This window comes from Cytobacillus oceanisediminis (assembly GCF_004366035.1).
GTDB classification, from domain to species: domain Bacteria; phylum Bacillota; class Bacilli; order Bacillales; family Cytobacillaceae; genus Cytobacillus; species Cytobacillus oceanisediminis_C.
On the sequence record NZ_SOEE01000005.1, the window covers coordinates 414,156 to 430,695 of the forward strand.

Genomic DNA, 16,540 nt, shown 5'->3' on the forward strand with positions numbered 1-16,540 from the left:
TATCCAGGACAAGTTTAACTTTTTGTTTTAACACTATTTGTGATAAGGTTCTCCGTATTATATCTAAAGAGGTTTTTGGGCTTACCTAAAAGAACAGAGTTATTTTTTATTACTATTGTAAAAAGAAGCATTGTATTGTTCATTATCTTTTTCCCTCAAGTTATCTGAGATCAATAACGCATCCTTATCTGTTACTTTTTAAAATTTAAAATAAAAGCCGTTTTGTCCGCACTTTTCAAGTATAATGAACCATATTCAGAAAATGCATATAATAATTCTTGGAGAGAATTCTATACATATGACGAAAAATCAAAAAACGAGGTTTAAAAATGAGTAAAAGAAGTTTTGCGGATTTTCATGTGAGCGAAGAAATAAAAAGAGCACTAGCTGTGTTAAAATACGAAACCCCAACAGAAGTTCAAAGTGAAGTCATTCCATTAGCAATGAAAAATCAAGATCTTGTCGTAAAAGCTCAAACAGGAAGTGGAAAAACTGCCTCCTTTGGTATTCCTGTTTCCGATATGATTGAATGGGAAGAAAAAAAGCCACAGGCCTTAATTCTTACGCCAACTAGGGAGCTTGCGGTTCAAGTCCGCGAAGATATTACGAATATCGGAAGGTTTAAACGCATTAAAGCTGTGGCCGTTTATGGAAAAGAACCTTTTTCGAAGCAAAAGGATGAATTGAAACAAAAAACTCATGTAGTCGTTGGCACCCCTGGACGAGTCATGGACCACATTGAACGAGAAACCTTAATTTTGGATCAAATAAAGTATCTTATCATAGATGAAGCTGATGAGATGCTTAATAGAGGTTTCATCGATGAAGTGGAAGCGATCATCAAAGAGCTGCCTTCAAACCGAGTAACAATGGTTTTTTCTGCAACTCTGCCTAATGATGTTGAAAATCTTTGCCATAAATATATGAAAGATCCTATTCAGATTGAGATTGAATCGACCAAGGTGACGGCCGAAACCATTGAACATTCTTTAATTGAAGTGAGAGAAGAAGAAAAGATCTCACTCCTTAAAGACGTCACGGTTGTAGAAAATCCAGACAGCTGCCTGATTTTCTGCCGAACCAAAGAACACGTTGATACTGTGTATAGCGAACTAGATAGAGCTGGATATCCTTGTGAGAGACTCCATGGGGGGCTGGAGCAAGAGGACCGGTTCTCTGTTATGGAAGGATTCAAATTAGGCAACTTCCGCTATCTGGTGGCCACCGATGTGGCTGCGAGAGGTATTGATATTGATAATGTGACGCTTGTCATCAACTATGACGTTCCTATGGAAAAAGAGAGCTACGTGCACAGAACCGGAAGAACCGGCCGTGCCGGAAATAAAGGAAAAGCCATTACCTTCGCAACACCCTATGAAGGAAAGTTCATTAAAGCCATTGAAAGATACATCGGCTTTGATCTACCTGCGATAGAAGCACCCAGCCATCTAGAAGTGGCTGGCGGAAAAGCTGCTTTCGAAGAAAAACTTAGCGGCAGGCGTATTGTAAGAAATAATAAAACAGCCCGAATCAATCAAGATATTATGAAACTCCATTTTACCGGCGGGAAAAAGAAGAAAATCCGCGCTGTTGACTTTGTCGGAACGATCGCAAAAATCCCTGGAGTCACAGCAGATGATATCGGCATTATCACCATCCATGATCAAATGTCTTATGTTGATATTCTGAATGGAAAAGGCTCATTAGTTTTACAAGCCATGGAGAATGCGACCATCAAAGGGAAGAAGTTAAAAGTAAGCAAAGCGATTAAATAAGTAGAAAAAACTTAAATCCCCCTCACATTATTAGATGAGGGGGATTTTCATTGGCCGGCTTAACCTTCTAATAAACCCTGCTTACTTATGGTACGGTTCACCGTAATATATCTAAATGAGGTTTTTTTACTAGATTAGAATAAAGTTTACTTAAAACTAAAGAACACCCATTCTGGTTAGGTGTTTTTCAGTTACGAAATTAAAAAGTCCATGGACCATCAATGATTGTCTTTTTAAAGTAGGGATTTATCACCATTTTTTTATTAATATCTTTGTCCCAATTTTTTTCTATGGTTTTAATATATGCATAGAAACATCCAAAAATCTCCAAGTATATTTCTAGTTGACCTTCATCATTAGTAAAATAACCAAAAAAGTGATATCCATACTCATCAATATATTTAATTAAATCCTCGTCTTGAATATCTCTTGAAATCTCTTCTCTAATTATTAATAAGTTATGCTCGGGTATTTCTCCAACTACTTGTTTGCCCCATATAATATTGCGTAAAAAATCTGCTGTTTTTGAAATAATAAAGTCGGGTAAATATTTGCTAGTTAAACCTAATAGCATCTTTGCATGTTCTTTTTTAATAATTTCTTCATCTGTAAATTTAACTTCTTTTAACGGTAAAATTTCATCGTGCCCAAAAATTGTTTGTAATTCGGCCATTTTGTCCGGTGTTAGTTCAAAGTATATCCCGCCTTCTCCATAGTGTGCTTTTACCTCTCCATCAAACAACGCTGCCTCTGAATAAGTTAACCGTTTTTTCTTTTTATTTTTTGCAGCAGCAAATCTTCTAATAAAATCAATGAATTTGTCCTCTATATACTTAGTATCTATTAGAGTATTTGCATCATCATTACATTTCTGACAAATTTCTTTGTTTTTGATAGGCGAGCCAATTGCTTCAGGAATAGGATGCTCACCATCACCATTTGCCCTCTTTGTAGGATTTTTACAATATGCACAGGTAACTAGTCCACTCATATTTAACAACTCCAATCTTTTTGTATATGAACTCTAAATTGTAATACCAAAAATCTTTACATTAAAGTTATTTGACAGACCTTTGAATAATAGTAATAACATGATTAGCAAATTCTTCAGATAATCTAATTTTGTCTGCTCCGAAGTTTAATGCTCCTAGAGATGTTCCACCAACAAATGTAATTGGTTCTGTAGAAGCATATGTAGCCTGGATGCTAGAGATTGTGTTATGGAAGAAATTCCATCTTTTACTGTAGTCAATAGAAAGATTCTTAGCCTTAACCTCCCATGGCCATCTATCAGCATTTTTCAAGAAGACAGGTTCCTCAATAACCTCATAGTAACCCAACAATTTGGTTGTCCCTACAGCATAACAGATTAGTATGTCACCAACTCTTACCGCAGAAGGCTTTCTTTTAGAAAAATGGAGCTTTTCAATATCATTTCCTAAACTTCTATTAGTGGAGAAAGGTCTATCAGACCAACCTACTGGTTTAATAAAATATCGAATGTCCGACTTACTTACATTAACCTTTTTCTTGATTAGGTCACTAACTTTTAAATCAATTTTTGGTTTCTTTGTTTCTCCCGAACTACCAGTGTAACTATCTATTCTTGAAATTATATTAGAAATCTCTTCATTAGTTAGCGCATGGCTACTTACGTTAGTCAAATCATCAATAATTTTTGTAATTTGGTTAGACTCATTTATTTGTACACCCCATTCATGATTAAACCCTAAACCTGCTTCAGTAAAATTAGCAGATGTAATTATTGCCTGTTGGGGCACACCATCTTTTAAAGATATGTATATTTTCCCATGTAATTTATTGTCGATGAATACCTTATAATCAATAGCATGCGTAAAGCAATTAAAACAAAATGAATGTAGCGAATTTGATTTTTTAAACAAGTCAAGATTATCGTCTTTTAATGTAGTTATTAATGAAAATTTTTTTAACCCCATATCTTTTATTTCTTCAAAGAAGATATCAAATGATTCCATTAAGAACGGGCTAATAATATGCAGCTCATCTGCATCCACTAATATTTCCTTTATGTAATTAAAATGGTTTGAATTTAAATTGTTTATAATTTTCATTAAAACTCATCCTTTTACTTGATAGTTATTTTGAACAGGAAGAAAAATACAGAAATGTATTAAGATTGAGAAATATAATTAACATCTATCCCTCTGGCATTCCTTCTAAAAAATACACCATCTAGCAGATGGTGTAACCGGAAGTATCTGTTTCTAATAAACTAAATGGTAAAAGGTTATCTACCTGCTATTTCAGCAGCTTCCTCAATCCAATCAGAAAAATTATCATAACCATTGTCTAAATCCCAATAGTATGTATTAAATACACTCGAAGCTTTCTTTTGCTTCCCATCAACTGTTATATAATAATTATCTAAAGGATTGTCTCCTTTGGTATCCTTTTCTCCAGCTTGATTTTTTAAGCGGTGTATGTAAATCCCTAACAAACCATTACCCTTTTCAATACTCTTTTCAATTTCATACTTAACCCATTTTCTATCTGATGTCTCTTTACCAATAAGAATTACAGTTACAGAAGTACCTTTTAACTGCTCGTCTATCCAGCCACTAATTGATTTATCACCTTTTCTTTTTACTTCTTCCCATTCTGCCGCATCAAGATACCCCTTGATAGCTTGTGTTATATTTGAGTTTCTTACCTGCCCAGCTCTCCACGCATCTCTTTCATAATGAAAACTAAAGAAAACCTTTCTTGCCATTAAACTCTCCTCCTGATTTTTTCGATTATTGTATTTACCTCAGAAATAATATTTTTTGGGTTTCTATCTTTCTCTAAAATATTTATCGAATCCTCTAAATACCAATACTTCTCTAGGTCGCTTTTAACTTCATTAAAAATTCTTTCTGTAACATAACCTGTTGAATTGATTGGTATAATGTACTTTCCAGTATCCCTTGCAATGTGGAATTCTTCTAACATTCCGTTTGCATGGACTATTTCCCCATCTACTAACTTATTACCAAATAAGAAAATCATCACACCCGTATCGTCTATCATTTCTTTTCTATACTCCGTCCAAAGTTCTTTTAGCGACTTTTCACCCGAAGCTGATTGAGGAAATGGACGTAATGTTAGATATTCATTAATTTTCTTTCCCTTATTTTCAAATATTTCTTCAAGTGCGCCATTAATTACATAACTGCCTACTCCCAAGCCGAATCCTGATATAATATGGTGGTTATTAGCCACAAGAGACTTAGAAAGATTATGTAATAAGCCTTTGGCTTCCTCTACAGAATAATTGCCATAATTTTCGGCACTACCAGAAATAAATACTTTATTTACTTTAAACTTTTTTTCAATATTGAATAATATATTTGTAATATCTGTGTACTCATCAATAAGGACTGAATTAATACCATATCTTTTAAGGTCTCTGATTTTCAAATCTTGCTTAACCCTATCGTAATTAAATTCCTCCTCATTAATGGAACCATCGGAATTTTTGTATCGACTATCCGACCTGTTAACTCTTCTAAAGAAGCAGTAATGATTTTTAGGACTATTTCCTAGTAAGTCTACACGAATTTTACTTAAAATTTGCTCTAGATTTGGGTCTTCAAAGCTAAAACCTATAAATATAAAAGTTTTAGATATAAGTTCACCTTTAAGTTGTGTAGTAAATAAAGTTCTTTCACTGTCATATTTTTCATAGTCATCTCTCGTTATAACAGCATCATCTGGAAATTCCTTATCACCATGCATTTTATAAACAACAACATCCCGGTTAGGCTTATAATTTTTCATCTGACTTTGGCTAATTTTTTTATCTACTGTTTTTCCTTTATCACCCAAAGTATCTTCAATAATCGAATCATAGTTTGTAGTCCAATAAGTATCAATAGGTAGTCGAGATAAAATATCCATATTTACATTTCTTTCTGCCGTTCTTTGAAACTCTTCTACAATCGCCTCATTGATAGTTTGTCTACCATTTGCATTAAAATGATATTGAGCTATTGAAACTAAATCAAATTCTTTATTAATATCCAAGTCTAATTCAGAAGCAACATCACTAAGCAATCCTCGCCAATCAACAAAACCTGACCCCCTTGAAAGTCCAGCCCCTGCAAATATAGCCAAATTATTATTGCGAAGCTCTTTCAATACCGCTCTTTCAAACATCGCTATAGATGTACTCATTAATTTCACCTTCTTTCATAATTTCATAGAATTTCCTTACTATATTATAACAAAATTATACAATTTACCCCAACTAAATAACTATAAAATTCACCTATTCTATACATTTAGATTACATTTGTCTTTAATTGCAAAATATAGTTGTACATCTTCATCAATATTTATTCCTATCCTGTAGATAACTAATTGAGTTAGCTCAACCTCTTCTACAAACTCTATATTTAAAGTACTATTCAAGATTATATTAATCTCTTCATCCTCCTCCAGTATTACCATATTTTGATAATTAGGTAGGCTGAAGCTCTCCAGTTTATCACCATTGTTAAGATAATCGTAAAGACCATAAAATTCGCTTTTTAAATACTCTACAAAATGATTTGATAATATACATTCAACTTTCTTAAAGTCCTTTAAACATTGTATTTTTTTCATTAACGATAGCTCCTATTTGGTTTTTGTGTTAATTCCGTTGCTAAAGAAACTACAACCCCAAAGACTGCACCTAGTAAAAAGTATTGCATTGCTACCACCCCTTTTATTTCCCTTGATTAGTGTTCTGCTTAATAAATACATAGATGGATACTCCGAATGCTACTCCTGCTTTAAATAGGTCAATTGGTGACATGCGCTCACCTCCTTTACTGTAAAATCACGCACGAAAAAAGAGACGATAACTCTTTAAGAGCAAACCTCTCCGACCTTTTATCATATTAAGTTGTCCTGTATACTCATCTGCCAGTGGCTTTACACAAAGCATATAGGCTTAATAAGTTCATCACCTTTCAATAAACCAATTCCTAAATCCTGCAAACCCTGTTTATCCTGTAACAAGTAAACAACATTCGATACACCGCCATCATATAAGAATACCCAACACGTTAGTTCTCCCTGAAATTCATTCGGAACACTAGCCTTAATCTCTTCATTCCTGATATCGTTCGCTGATAGGGATCTAACATCTACTTTCCAATCTTTCCAAACTAGATGTGGGTGGTGCTCCTCCATGTAGCTCCTAAATACTTTAATAGAGTTCCAAGGGCGCTCTTTTGCTGGAGAATCTGTTGCAAATTATCATGTAGTTCATACTGGAGATATTGTATATACTAAGAGTCCTCTAAAATCTAATCCTTATGGAATTATTAAGTGCAACAAAAAGAAAGCTGGTATAGTTTCTACACTTTATGCCGTTTATTCTTGTAAAGAAACTATAATTGGAGAATTCCTGGATTATTACTTCAAACTAGATGATCATACAAATTCATATCTTCGACCTTTAGTAAATAAGGGTGCTAAAAATGATATGAAGATTAATAATGAAAATGTATTAAAGGGTGAAATTACAGTACCTTTAATCAAGGAGCAGAAAAAAATAATCCAATTCCTTTCAACTTTAGATAAGCAAATTTATCGAGAACAAGCAAAATATGAAGAACTAGATCAACAAAAAAAATACTTCATGCAACAAATGTTTATTTAATTAAAACAGCACCTTCCACACTAACTGGAACGGTGCTGTATCTGTATTACAGAAAAGACTCATTTACTTATGTACTGTTCTCATTAACAAGTCTAAGTACGATAGCATAATTTAATTGTTAAGCATTAAATTATTAGCTTTATTTACTAATAATTCCAAACGCTCTTCTAAAAATTTATTAAAATTATCATGGAAAATATCCTCAGGACATAAAGCATGATTCATAATTTCTTTTAGTTTCTGAGTATCAGATGGCATTTGTGTTTTATAAAGACTCGGTTTTTCCCCACTAAGTGAATTATTTGGGCCTCTTGAGATAATACAAATATTTGCTAATGAATTAATCAATTTATTATTAACACCCAAAGATTTCAAGTAACTTTGTGGATAGATATGATGAAACTCTTTTTTATTACAGTTTCTTAATACATTTTCTAATGCAACTACACTACCATCTGTAAAATTTAATGGCTTTTCATTAGCCAACATTAAAATAAATGTTTTAGCGTTAACGTAACTTACACTAAATGTATTATTTTTAAAAAATGTTTCATCAATATTAACTGCAAATTCTCCTAGAGTATTTGATTTATCATTTTTAAGTTTAATTATCTCTAAAATATCTAAGTTTAATTTATCTAAGCTTTTACTATATCTTCTAGAGAAGAATGTTTTCCAAATCCATATTATTAATGTTTCATGTTGTTTTGCTGTAACTCTTACTCCTTGTTCTTTATCAGTAGCAAAGAATACAGATAAGGGTATTATAATATTTTTAAATGGAAGTACTTTGGTTGAATACACATTTAAATTGGTTTTTAAAAAATCAACAGCCCCTAATATTCCATTCTTTATTAAACTAAAATTATTTCTGACTAGTGTTCCATCTAAATTTATTATAGTCTCAGGTGTGGTACTACTCTCTAGAATAGCGCTACAACATCTTAATAATAGGTCATTATCTTCTCCAACCTCGTCAAAGCCATAAGGAGCCAGTTCTTCACTTAATTCATTAAATTGTTCTTGTAGATCAAAATCCTCACTCCATGTCCATGCTGACAATAACTGAAGGGTATCTAGTTTTACTCCTAATCTATTTATTCTTTCAAATACTATTGCTACCGTTGTACGATCATCAGTTGTAAAAGTTTGTACAGGAATTTTTGCTTTTGTAAATCTATCGTATAAACTATCAACTTGTGTTGCTACACTTTCATCCATACTTTTTAAGTATTTTCTGTATTCTGGAGGATTGAATAAAATGCTCAAAGGAAAATGTTTTTTAGTATCTACATCATCATCTTCCAAAAAAATAAAATTTGAACCTTGTGCATCTACAGGTTTTTCTAAATCAAAATAAATTTTAAAAATATTCATATCGAAATTAGATGTTGCTTCTAAATTGTTTTGAAACACTCCAAATATTGAGGTTATTCTTTGTTGTCCATCTAAAACATAATCTAAAGGGTAATCTGGATCATTTTCTGGTAATTGATATGGTCCTAATAATCGTTCAGATTTTAATGGCGTTTTAGTTCTCCAAACTAATATACTTCCAAATGGAAACCCTTTGTAAATACTGTCCATTAATTTAGCTACACGTTCACCATCCCAAACAAATCCTCGTTGGAATGAAGGAATTCTAATTACTCCCTTTTCTATTTTAGAAATAATATCATCTATAAATAATGGTTCAGACATAAAGCAATACTCCCTCTATTTTTTTATAATTATACCATTTTATAGAAAAATAAAAACAGTCCAACTAGTTACTTAGTTAAACTGTCTCATCTAATAGACTTTTTACTATTAATAGTAATAAATTTAAAAAACCTCATTTACTTATGGTACGGTTCCCCCCGATTAATCCGAAACGCCCGATAAACCTGCTCCAACAAGATAAGCTTCATCAACTGATGCGGAAACGTCATCTTCGAAAAGGACAGCTTATCATCCGCCCGCTGCAAAACCTCCTGGCTCAACCCAAGCGATCCGCCAATGACAAACGCAATCTTGCTCTTCCCGTATGTAGCCAGTTTATCAAGATTATCTGCAAGCTCTTCCGAAGATTTCATTTTCCCTTCAATCGCCAAGGCAATAACATGTGCATCCGGATGAATCTTCGCCAGGATCCGCTCACCCTCTTTTTGCTTCACCTGAATCATTTCCGTTTCGCTTAGTTCTTCAGGGGCTTTTTCGTCTGGAACCTCTATGATATCCATTTTGGCGTAGGCCGACAGTCTTTTCAGGTATTCGTCAATTCCTTGCTTCAGGTATTTTTCTTTTAGCTTTCCGACCGTAATAATTGAGATATTCACAGTATGTCCTCACTTTACAAACAAGATATCCACATAAGTTATCCACATGTCCACATTTTTCATCCACATCTTGTATGGGATCATTCGTTCGCTACAACATATATTGCGTTATTTTGACAATATTCACAGGTTGTTGATAACTTTTTATCCTCTTCAAGTTTTGTCAATTGCGGGAATGTTTCGTACTCATCAACCACTATATCTATTGCCAGATCAACGTGTTCGTCACAGCAGTAAATCATTTTCAGCATGCTCCTTTTTTGGCTGGCAGCCTGTTTTTTTATCCGATCTGTGGATAATTTTTATTTTCGCCTATGTATATAAGTTATCCACATCTCATCTTAACAAAACAATAAAAAACAGGAAAGCGATTGCCGCTTTCCCGTTTAGTCTTTCCATTAAAGTGTCTCGCCGCTCAGCTTCATGGTTACTTCCTGGGTTTTGCCGTCGCGGTAAATTTTAATTTTCATCTGGTCGCCCACTGATTTCTTCGTATACAGATGCTGGCGCAATTCGATGATGTCTTTGATTTCTTGTCCATCCATCTCGACGATGACATCCATTTCCTTCAGTCCTGCCTGTGCAGCTGGAGAGTTCGGTTCAACTGAAGTGATGGCCACACCTGATTTAACATCCTTAGGCAGTTTTAGCGCTTCCTGCTGGTAGTAGCCAGGAATCTCGTTGACTGATGCCAGTTGTACGCCCATATACGGACGTTTTACCTCTCCGAACTTTTCAAGATCATCAATGACTGGGCGTGCGTAGTTAATCGGAATCGCCAATCCAATTCCTTCTACCGCACTCTCAGCGATTTTCATGGAGTTGATGCCGATGAGCTGGCCGCTGATATTAACCAGCGCCCCGCCGCTGTTACCAGGGTTGATGGCGGCATCTGTCTGCAGGACCTCAGCCTGCCAGTCGACGGTACCGTTCTGGTCAATATCGACCGGTATAGCACGTTCCAATCCAGATATAATCCCCTGAGTGACAGAGCCGGAGAACTGGCCAAGAGGGTTCCCGATGGCCATCACAGGTTCGCCTGGCTTCAGTTTGTCAGAATCGCCGAATTCAGCAACCGTCTTAATTTCCTTAGCATCTACCTCAAGCACAGCAAGATCCGTCCAAATATCACTTCCAACCAGTCTTGCCGGCAGCTTGGTGCCATCCTGCAGGCTTACCTCCAGCTCCTCAGCGCCTTCTACCACATGGTGGTTTGTAACGATGAAGGCTGTATTTCCTTCCTTCTTATAAATTACTCCGGAACCTGTACCGGCTGGCTGTCCGGCACTTCCATTTCCTTCATTCGACCAAAAGCCAGCTGTCTGGATGTTCGTAATGCTTACGACCGAATCACCAGCTTTATCGACCGCCTTGGTTACATCTGTTGTCACATCAAGCGAGACATTCTGAACATTGGCGTTATTGTTATTCTCAGCTGCTTCATCCTGAAGCCTTTCATCCGGTTCAACCGTATAAGGCAGCACGTTGTAGTCAGATAGCTTTGGCACCGCAACCACGACCAGGATGGCCCCTAATATGACTCCAACAAGGCTGGCCAGAAAATATCCGCCCTTATTGCCTTTTTGCCCTTTATAACGGTTCTGATGATCTTGATCATAATAGCCCAAACTGCACCCATCCTTTCTTTCATTTGCAAAAAAACGCTGTTAAAAAAGCTCTTTTTAAAAATAAATGCTAAAATTTAGTCTTCCTTTATACCCATTATTATACTCTCCTGTTTTCAAAAATCTAACAAAAACGCACTTGCTTCAGCAATCTTACGACTTTGTTCATACTTTTTTTATATTTTTTTAAGAAAAGCGAAAGCGCCTTCGGAACAACAAGTAAAAACCACTTGTTCATGCGAGGTTTATCCAAGGAAGCATTCCTTGGTGCTCACCCCTTTCACCTCGAGAGGGGGCAGGCGCTGGAGCTGGACATAAAAAAAGAGGAACACACGGAAACGGCTGTCTCTCTGTGTATTCCTCTTCTGGTTTATATTTAAACGGCTGTTAAAATCGTTGGGACCTTCGGATCTGTATCATAAAGGTCAAATTGTTCGCCGACAAGGATCCCACGGCTTTCAAGTGTCTGGGATACGGACATTCTCGCCAGATCCTTGATATTGTTATCCTGGCTTAAGTGAGCCAGATAAAAGCTCTTCGTCCGGTCGCCCGCCACTTCACTCATCGCAAGGGCTGCATCCTCATTGGATACATGGCCGACATCGCTTAAGATCCTTCTCTTAATATTCCACGGATAGCGGCCCATGCGAAGCATCTGGACATCATGATTGCTTTCAAATACATAAGCCTCCGCATTGGAAATCAGACCTTTCATGCGGTCGCTGACATAGCCTGTATCGGTAATCAGCACAAGTTTTTTCCCACTATGATGGAACACATAAAACATTGGGTCGGCTGCATCATGGGAAACCCCGAAGGATTCAATATCAAGGGATCCGAATGTTTTCACTGCTTCCATATCAAAATGGAACTTCTGGTCAACCGGGACTTGTCCAATCAGTCCGTCCATGGCCAGCCATGTTTTTTCATTCGCATAGATCGGCAGGTTATACTTCCGGGCAAGAATCCCGACACCCTTAATATGGTCACTATGTTCATGGGTCACCAGTATCCCTGAAAGCTTGCCGATGTCCCGGCCAATATGCTGAAATAATCCTTCCATTTGCTTCCCGCTTAATCCGGCATCAACCAGAAAGGAATGTTCCTCTGTCTCGACAAAGATTGCATTCCCAGTACTGCCGCTCGCGAGAACGCTGAATTGTAAAGACATGTTCTCCTCACTCCACTATATTTTCTCTTCGTTTCCAAGCTGAATAATTTTCCCTTCAAAGGCATCAACAAACAAATTCTCCTCGCCATTAATGACAAATCGCCAGGCAGGCCTTAATAATTGAGAAGAACTTAAATGCACATACGTAAAATAACCCAGCTCTATATTTGTAATTTTTGACTTCGGCTGCAGTGACCCACTCTTGTAAAGTGTTTCAACGGCATTTATCGGCTGAATGACTTTTTCACTTTCCTCCTTAGACTCAATCTCTTCCAGGAGCGTCTGCTTGTAAGTAACAATTTCATTTTCATCATTCAAATAAAAAGTGAGCTCGCCGTTTAAATTCATATAAAACATCTTGTCTTCAAATTCCTGATAATACGTGATGGTATTTTCGCTTTTGCTTTTTTCCCAAAAGCGGTACTGCTCGCCGAACAATACCCTATTTTTAATAAAAGCGTTTAATTCAGAAGGACTGAATTTGTCACTGATTTTGATCGGCTCATCCAGGATTGAATTCAGAGTGGTTCCATCCGTTATCGTAATATCCTGGCCTTCAAGTTTACTATCTTTCAATCCTTCAAGATATTCAATATCAAATTCCATTGGATTTGCCTTCAAATACCGGTCTTTTGGGTTGCTTTTCGGAAGGGTCACTTCAAATGTGATATCATCACTTTTAAGCTGCCTTTCCAGGGATGCCTGAGCAATCGGTTCAAATTCACTGGCTTCCTTCAGCTTAAAAAACTCGTACATCAAATAGATATCCAGCACCAGGAAAGTTAAAATAAAGATTGTTTTGATCTTACTCCAATCCATTATTCATGCCCCCTGACTCATCAAGCGTAATGCTTTTTAACGTCCCGTCATACCGGTAAAACCAGGAAGGTTCCAGACGAATGAAGGTGGTCTGTGCTTCCTTGACCAGCATCATCTTATATCCAAGCATTACATTCTCCAGCAAGTCCGGATCAAACCCTTTCAGACCTGACAGGTAGTCCATCACACTGGTTCCGGAACTTAGAGATACTTCTGTTGGAGATTCGGCACTCAACCCCAGCTGGAAATTACTTCGAGAGTACTCGTAAATTTCATTTTGCCCCCAAACCTGGCGAATTTCCGATAGTTTCGGATCATCGCTGAAAATAGGGTAACCTGAAGAATCATACATCCTGAATATCACTTTATGATTCAGTTGATCTATATCGGCAAACTGGTAATTGTCTGTCCATCCTGCATGTGCATTAACAAAATCAATGCTCTTTTTAAGCAGATCGCCAGGTGCAAATGTCTGGCTATCTGCTGAAGCTGGTTTTACATAGCTAAGTGTATTCTTATCATAATTCACTCTCAATAAGCTTAATGTATCATTGTACTCCTCTTCAGATTGCTGAAAGCTCTTTTGCACAACACTTGGATCACTGAACAAGGCATTTTTATATTGTTCAGAGTCCAGCTTCTTCTCCAAAAACTGATATCTAGCCATTTTTGTATCCTGCGAAGGTAGATAGATGGTTTTTTTATCAGATGGCTTATAAGCAAAATAGGCTTTAAATTCAGGGTTATACTCCGACAGATTGAAGAATTGGCTTTTGAAATTCTGAATAAAGGAAACTGGCACATGGCTTCTATAAACCTGCAGGGTATCCATTGAAACAAAATCGACATTTCCATCCTTTTTATCTACTGCCCTGGTATCAATGACAATACGGTCAAACTGAAAATTAGTCAGATTTTGATCACCGATTTTGATCACTGATTTATATAAATCTATCGGAACAGAATCCGGAAACACAAGGACAGCATTTCCTTCATCGTGAACAAATGAAGGAAGATTGCCTGTTTCATCTGTTATATTTTCAAAATCAGCAAAGTTCCAATCACTGATTTCTTTTATAATTTTATTGATTTCAGCAGGGCTGACTGTTCCATAGGTCTGTTTTTCCCCAAGATGAAACAAAAGGGTGTCCGGTTTTACAATCTGATTCACATCTTTTTTTTCCGCAACCGTTACTTCCTTAACTGTATTTGCTTTTTCAATAGGTTCAAAGTTCGGCTGGTAGGTCCATAGGTTCCAGGTCAAGAGGACACTTGTCACTACTAGAATGGTCAGTATAATGGTTTTTATATTTTCGTAGGTCATTCCCAATCATCCTCTTCCGTACGAACATATGGAAGGCTAAATGAAATCGTTGTTCCTTTTCCTTCCGTACTCGCTGCCCAAATTTTCCCGCCATGCGCTTCTACCATTTCTTTCGCAATGGCCAGGCCAAGGCCTGTTCCGCCAAGCTTCCTGGTTCTTGCTTTATCAACGCGGTAGAAACGCTCAAAAATCTGGTCAATATTTTCCTTTGGAATTCCGACTCCCTGGTCTGAAACGCTGACAATAATAAATTCATCTTTTTCCTCAATGCTGAACGTCACTTTTCCGCCTTCCGGAGAATATTTAAGTGCATTTGAGATGATATTGTCCAGCACCTGGGTGAGCTTGTCTTCATCTATTTCCACAAAAGCCGAATGATCCGGAAGCTTTCTTTCAAACGTAACGTTCTGCTGCTTCGTCATTTCAAAACGGTCTATAATTCTATTATAGAAAAAAATGAAATCAGTCCAATCCTTGGTCAAGCGGTAATCCTTACTGTCCATTTTAGACAGCTGCAGCAGATCATTGACCAGGCGGATCATCCTCTCTGTTTCATTTTGGGTGACATCCAGGAAGTTTGGGGCAATCTCTTCATCCCTCCAGGCGCCTTCCGCGAGAGCCTCCAGATAGCTTCTCATCGTGGTCAGCGGCGTTCTGAGTTCATGAGATACATTTGCCACAAATTCGCGGCGTTCCATGTCAATTTTCTCCTGCTCGGTGATATCATGCAAAACCGTAATTAAGCCGTTTACAAATCCGGTTTCTTTTTGGATAACCGAAAAATTAGCGCGAAGGATCAGCGTTTTCGACTTGCTGCTGTAATCCAGGATGACCGAATCCCGCTCGTTCAGAAGCTCTTCAAAGGTATAATCCTCTTCAAGGCCCAGCAGGGAAACAATCGGGGAAGACAGGACAGTTTCACGTGAAACATTCAGCATTTTTGCTGCAGGCTCGTTAATTAAAATAACCCGCCCTTTGCGGTCAGTCGCGATTACTCCATCTGTCATATAGGAAAGGACGGATGAAAGCTTACGCCGTTCACCCTCCGTTGTGGCATGAGCTTCCTGAAGTTTCTTTGTTAAACTGTTAAAAGTAATGGCCAGCTGGCCAATTTCGTCATATCCATAGACCTTAACCTTGCGGGAGAAATTTCCTTTTGCCATGGCAAGCGCCTGTTTCCGCATATCCGATATTGGGCGTGTCACCGTCTGGGCAAGAAGTATGCCAAGAACAGCTGTGATTGCCAACGCAATAGCTATACCCGTGGTGAAAATATTATTAATCTGTCTCATCTGCTCATAGATATTTTCTATTTTCGCCACCAGATAGATGGCTCCATTTGCTTCCCCATTACTTAAAATAGGCGTAACGAGCACCCAAATCCGCTGGCCTGTCTGGGGGTCAACCATGTCCTTCGGTACCTGCTGCTTAGTGGCTATCGCCATCTTTATTAAATTGTCTTTGGACCTCTGGCCGACAACCCCCTGATTGTCGGGATCAGAGGTCCCAAGGATTTTAAGTGATTCCCCTTCTATTACACGGACTTCTGTTATATCCGCAGAGTTGTAGTCACTTAATAGCCTTCTGATATCTTCCTCTAATGAGGGTGTTTCTTCATCCGGTAGCCTTTCTTTGGCCATCTGTTCCTGCACATAATAATCAAGAAGATTAACCCGTTCCTCAATAGCATCTTTAAAGTTGGCCCTTAAAGTCGATTCCAGCTGCCTGACAAAGTAGACCCCGATAATCTGCATCGCTACCAGGATGAGAAGAACATATATGATCACAAACTTCAAATGAATGGACCGAAAAAAACCAACCTTTTCCATGTACC

At 37.2% G+C, this 16,540-nt stretch carries 16 protein-coding genes; 2 read left to right on the forward strand and 14 right to left on the reverse strand.

The features are described 5' to 3' along the window. The first annotated feature begins 329 nt into the window (after nt 1-329). On the forward strand, nt 330-1,775 hold the full coding sequence (locus tag DFO72_RS15245; protein WP_113882494.1) for a DEAD/DEAH box helicase: 1,446 nt from the start codon (nt 330-332) through the stop codon (nt 1,773-1,775). A 199-nt stretch (nt 1,776-1,974) separates the two neighbouring features. Here the strand turns inward: DFO72_RS15245 and DFO72_RS15250 are convergent, their stop codons facing one another. The 6 genes from DFO72_RS15250 to DFO72_RS15275 all read right to left on the reverse strand — a co-directional run bounded on the left by DFO72_RS15250 (nt 1,975) and on the right by DFO72_RS15275 (nt 6,977). Then, entirely contained in the window at nt 1,975-2,766 is a 792-nt protein-coding gene (locus DFO72_RS15250) for an HNH endonuclease (RefSeq protein WP_113882495.1), read from the reverse strand. 67 nt (nt 2,767-2,833) lie between these two features. Further along, nucleotides 2,834-3,868: a restriction endonuclease PLD domain-containing protein gene (locus tag DFO72_RS15255; protein ID WP_113882496.1), complete on the reverse strand. Its 1,035-nt coding sequence runs from the start codon at nt 3,866-3,868 to the stop codon at nt 2,834-2,836. A 176-nt stretch (nt 3,869-4,044) separates the two neighbouring features. Continuing rightward, nucleotides 4,045-4,527: a TIR domain-containing protein gene (locus tag DFO72_RS15260; protein WP_113882497.1), complete on the reverse strand. Its 483-nt coding sequence runs from the start codon at nt 4,525-4,527 to the stop codon at nt 4,045-4,047. Then, complete coding sequence (locus DFO72_RS15265; RefSeq protein WP_113882498.1) at nt 4,527-5,972, reverse strand: SIR2 family protein; 1,446 nt, start codon at nt 5,970-5,972, stop codon at nt 4,527-4,529. The genes DFO72_RS15260 and DFO72_RS15265 overlap by 1 nt, the downstream gene beginning before the upstream one ends. A gap of 99 nt (nt 5,973-6,071) precedes the next feature. Then, a complete protein-coding gene (locus DFO72_RS15270) occupies nt 6,072-6,404 on the reverse strand; it encodes a hypothetical protein (protein WP_113882499.1) in 333 nt (110 codons plus the stop codon). A 312-nt stretch (nt 6,405-6,716) separates the two neighbouring features. After that, the gene (locus tag DFO72_RS15275) at nt 6,717-6,977 is read right to left on the reverse strand and encodes a hypothetical protein (RefSeq protein ID WP_113882500.1); all 261 of its coding nucleotides are present in this window, start codon (nt 6,975-6,977) and stop codon (nt 6,717-6,719) included. An 88-nt stretch (nt 6,978-7,065) separates the two neighbouring features. Here DFO72_RS15275 and DFO72_RS15280 point away from each other — a divergent pair, with 88 nt between their 5' ends. After that, the gene (locus tag DFO72_RS15280; RefSeq protein ID WP_258549815.1) at nt 7,066-7,449 is read left to right on the forward strand and encodes a restriction endonuclease subunit S; all 384 of its coding nucleotides are present in this window, start codon (nt 7,066-7,068) and stop codon (nt 7,447-7,449) included. Nucleotides 7,450-7,560: 111 nt separating this feature from the next. Here the strand turns inward: DFO72_RS15280 and DFO72_RS15285 are convergent, their stop codons facing one another. The 8 genes from DFO72_RS15285 to walK all read right to left on the reverse strand — a co-directional run bounded on the left by DFO72_RS15285 (nt 7,561) and on the right by walK (nt 16,535). After that, nucleotides 7,561-9,150 carry a DUF262 domain-containing protein gene (locus DFO72_RS15285; RefSeq protein WP_134177264.1) on the reverse strand — a complete coding sequence of 530 codons (1,590 nt, stop codon included), beginning with the start codon at nt 9,148-9,150 and terminating at the stop codon, nt 7,561-7,563. A 137-nt stretch (nt 9,151-9,287) separates the two neighbouring features. After that, nucleotides 9,288-9,767, reverse strand: coding sequence for a 23S rRNA (pseudouridine(1915)-N(3))-methyltransferase RlmH (rlmH, locus tag DFO72_RS15290; RefSeq protein ID WP_009332442.1), 480 nt, complete (start codon nt 9,765-9,767; stop codon nt 9,288-9,290). 80 nt (nt 9,768-9,847) lie between these two features. Next, the gene (locus tag DFO72_RS15295) at nt 9,848-10,018 is read right to left on the reverse strand and encodes a CxxH/CxxC protein (RefSeq protein WP_374940688.1); all 171 of its coding nucleotides are present in this window, start codon (nt 10,016-10,018) and stop codon (nt 9,848-9,850) included. Nucleotides 10,019-10,165: 147 nt separating this feature from the next. Then, nucleotides 10,166-11,395: a S1C family serine protease gene (locus DFO72_RS15300; RefSeq protein ID WP_113885500.1), complete on the reverse strand. Its 1,230-nt coding sequence runs from the start codon at nt 11,393-11,395 to the stop codon at nt 10,166-10,168. Between the two features lie 373 nt (nt 11,396-11,768). After that, entirely contained in the window at nt 11,769-12,563 is a 795-nt protein-coding gene (locus DFO72_RS15305; RefSeq protein WP_113885498.1) for an MBL fold metallo-hydrolase, read from the reverse strand. A 15-nt stretch (nt 12,564-12,578) separates the two neighbouring features. Next, complete coding sequence (locus DFO72_RS15310) at nt 12,579-13,382, reverse strand: two-component system regulatory protein YycI (RefSeq protein ID WP_113885497.1); 804 nt, start codon at nt 13,380-13,382, stop codon at nt 12,579-12,581. Further along, on the reverse strand, nt 13,369-14,706 hold the full coding sequence (locus DFO72_RS15315; protein ID WP_113885496.1) for a YycH family regulatory protein: 1,338 nt from the start codon (nt 14,704-14,706) through the stop codon (nt 13,369-13,371). Before DFO72_RS15315 ends, DFO72_RS15310 begins: the two co-directional genes overlap by 14 nt. Then, on the reverse strand, nt 14,703-16,535 hold the full coding sequence (walK, locus tag DFO72_RS15320) for a cell wall metabolism sensor histidine kinase WalK (protein WP_113885495.1): 1,833 nt from the start codon (nt 16,533-16,535) through the stop codon (nt 14,703-14,705). The genes DFO72_RS15315 and walK overlap by 4 nt, the downstream gene beginning before the upstream one ends. Nucleotides 16,536-16,540: the final 5 nt, after the last annotated feature.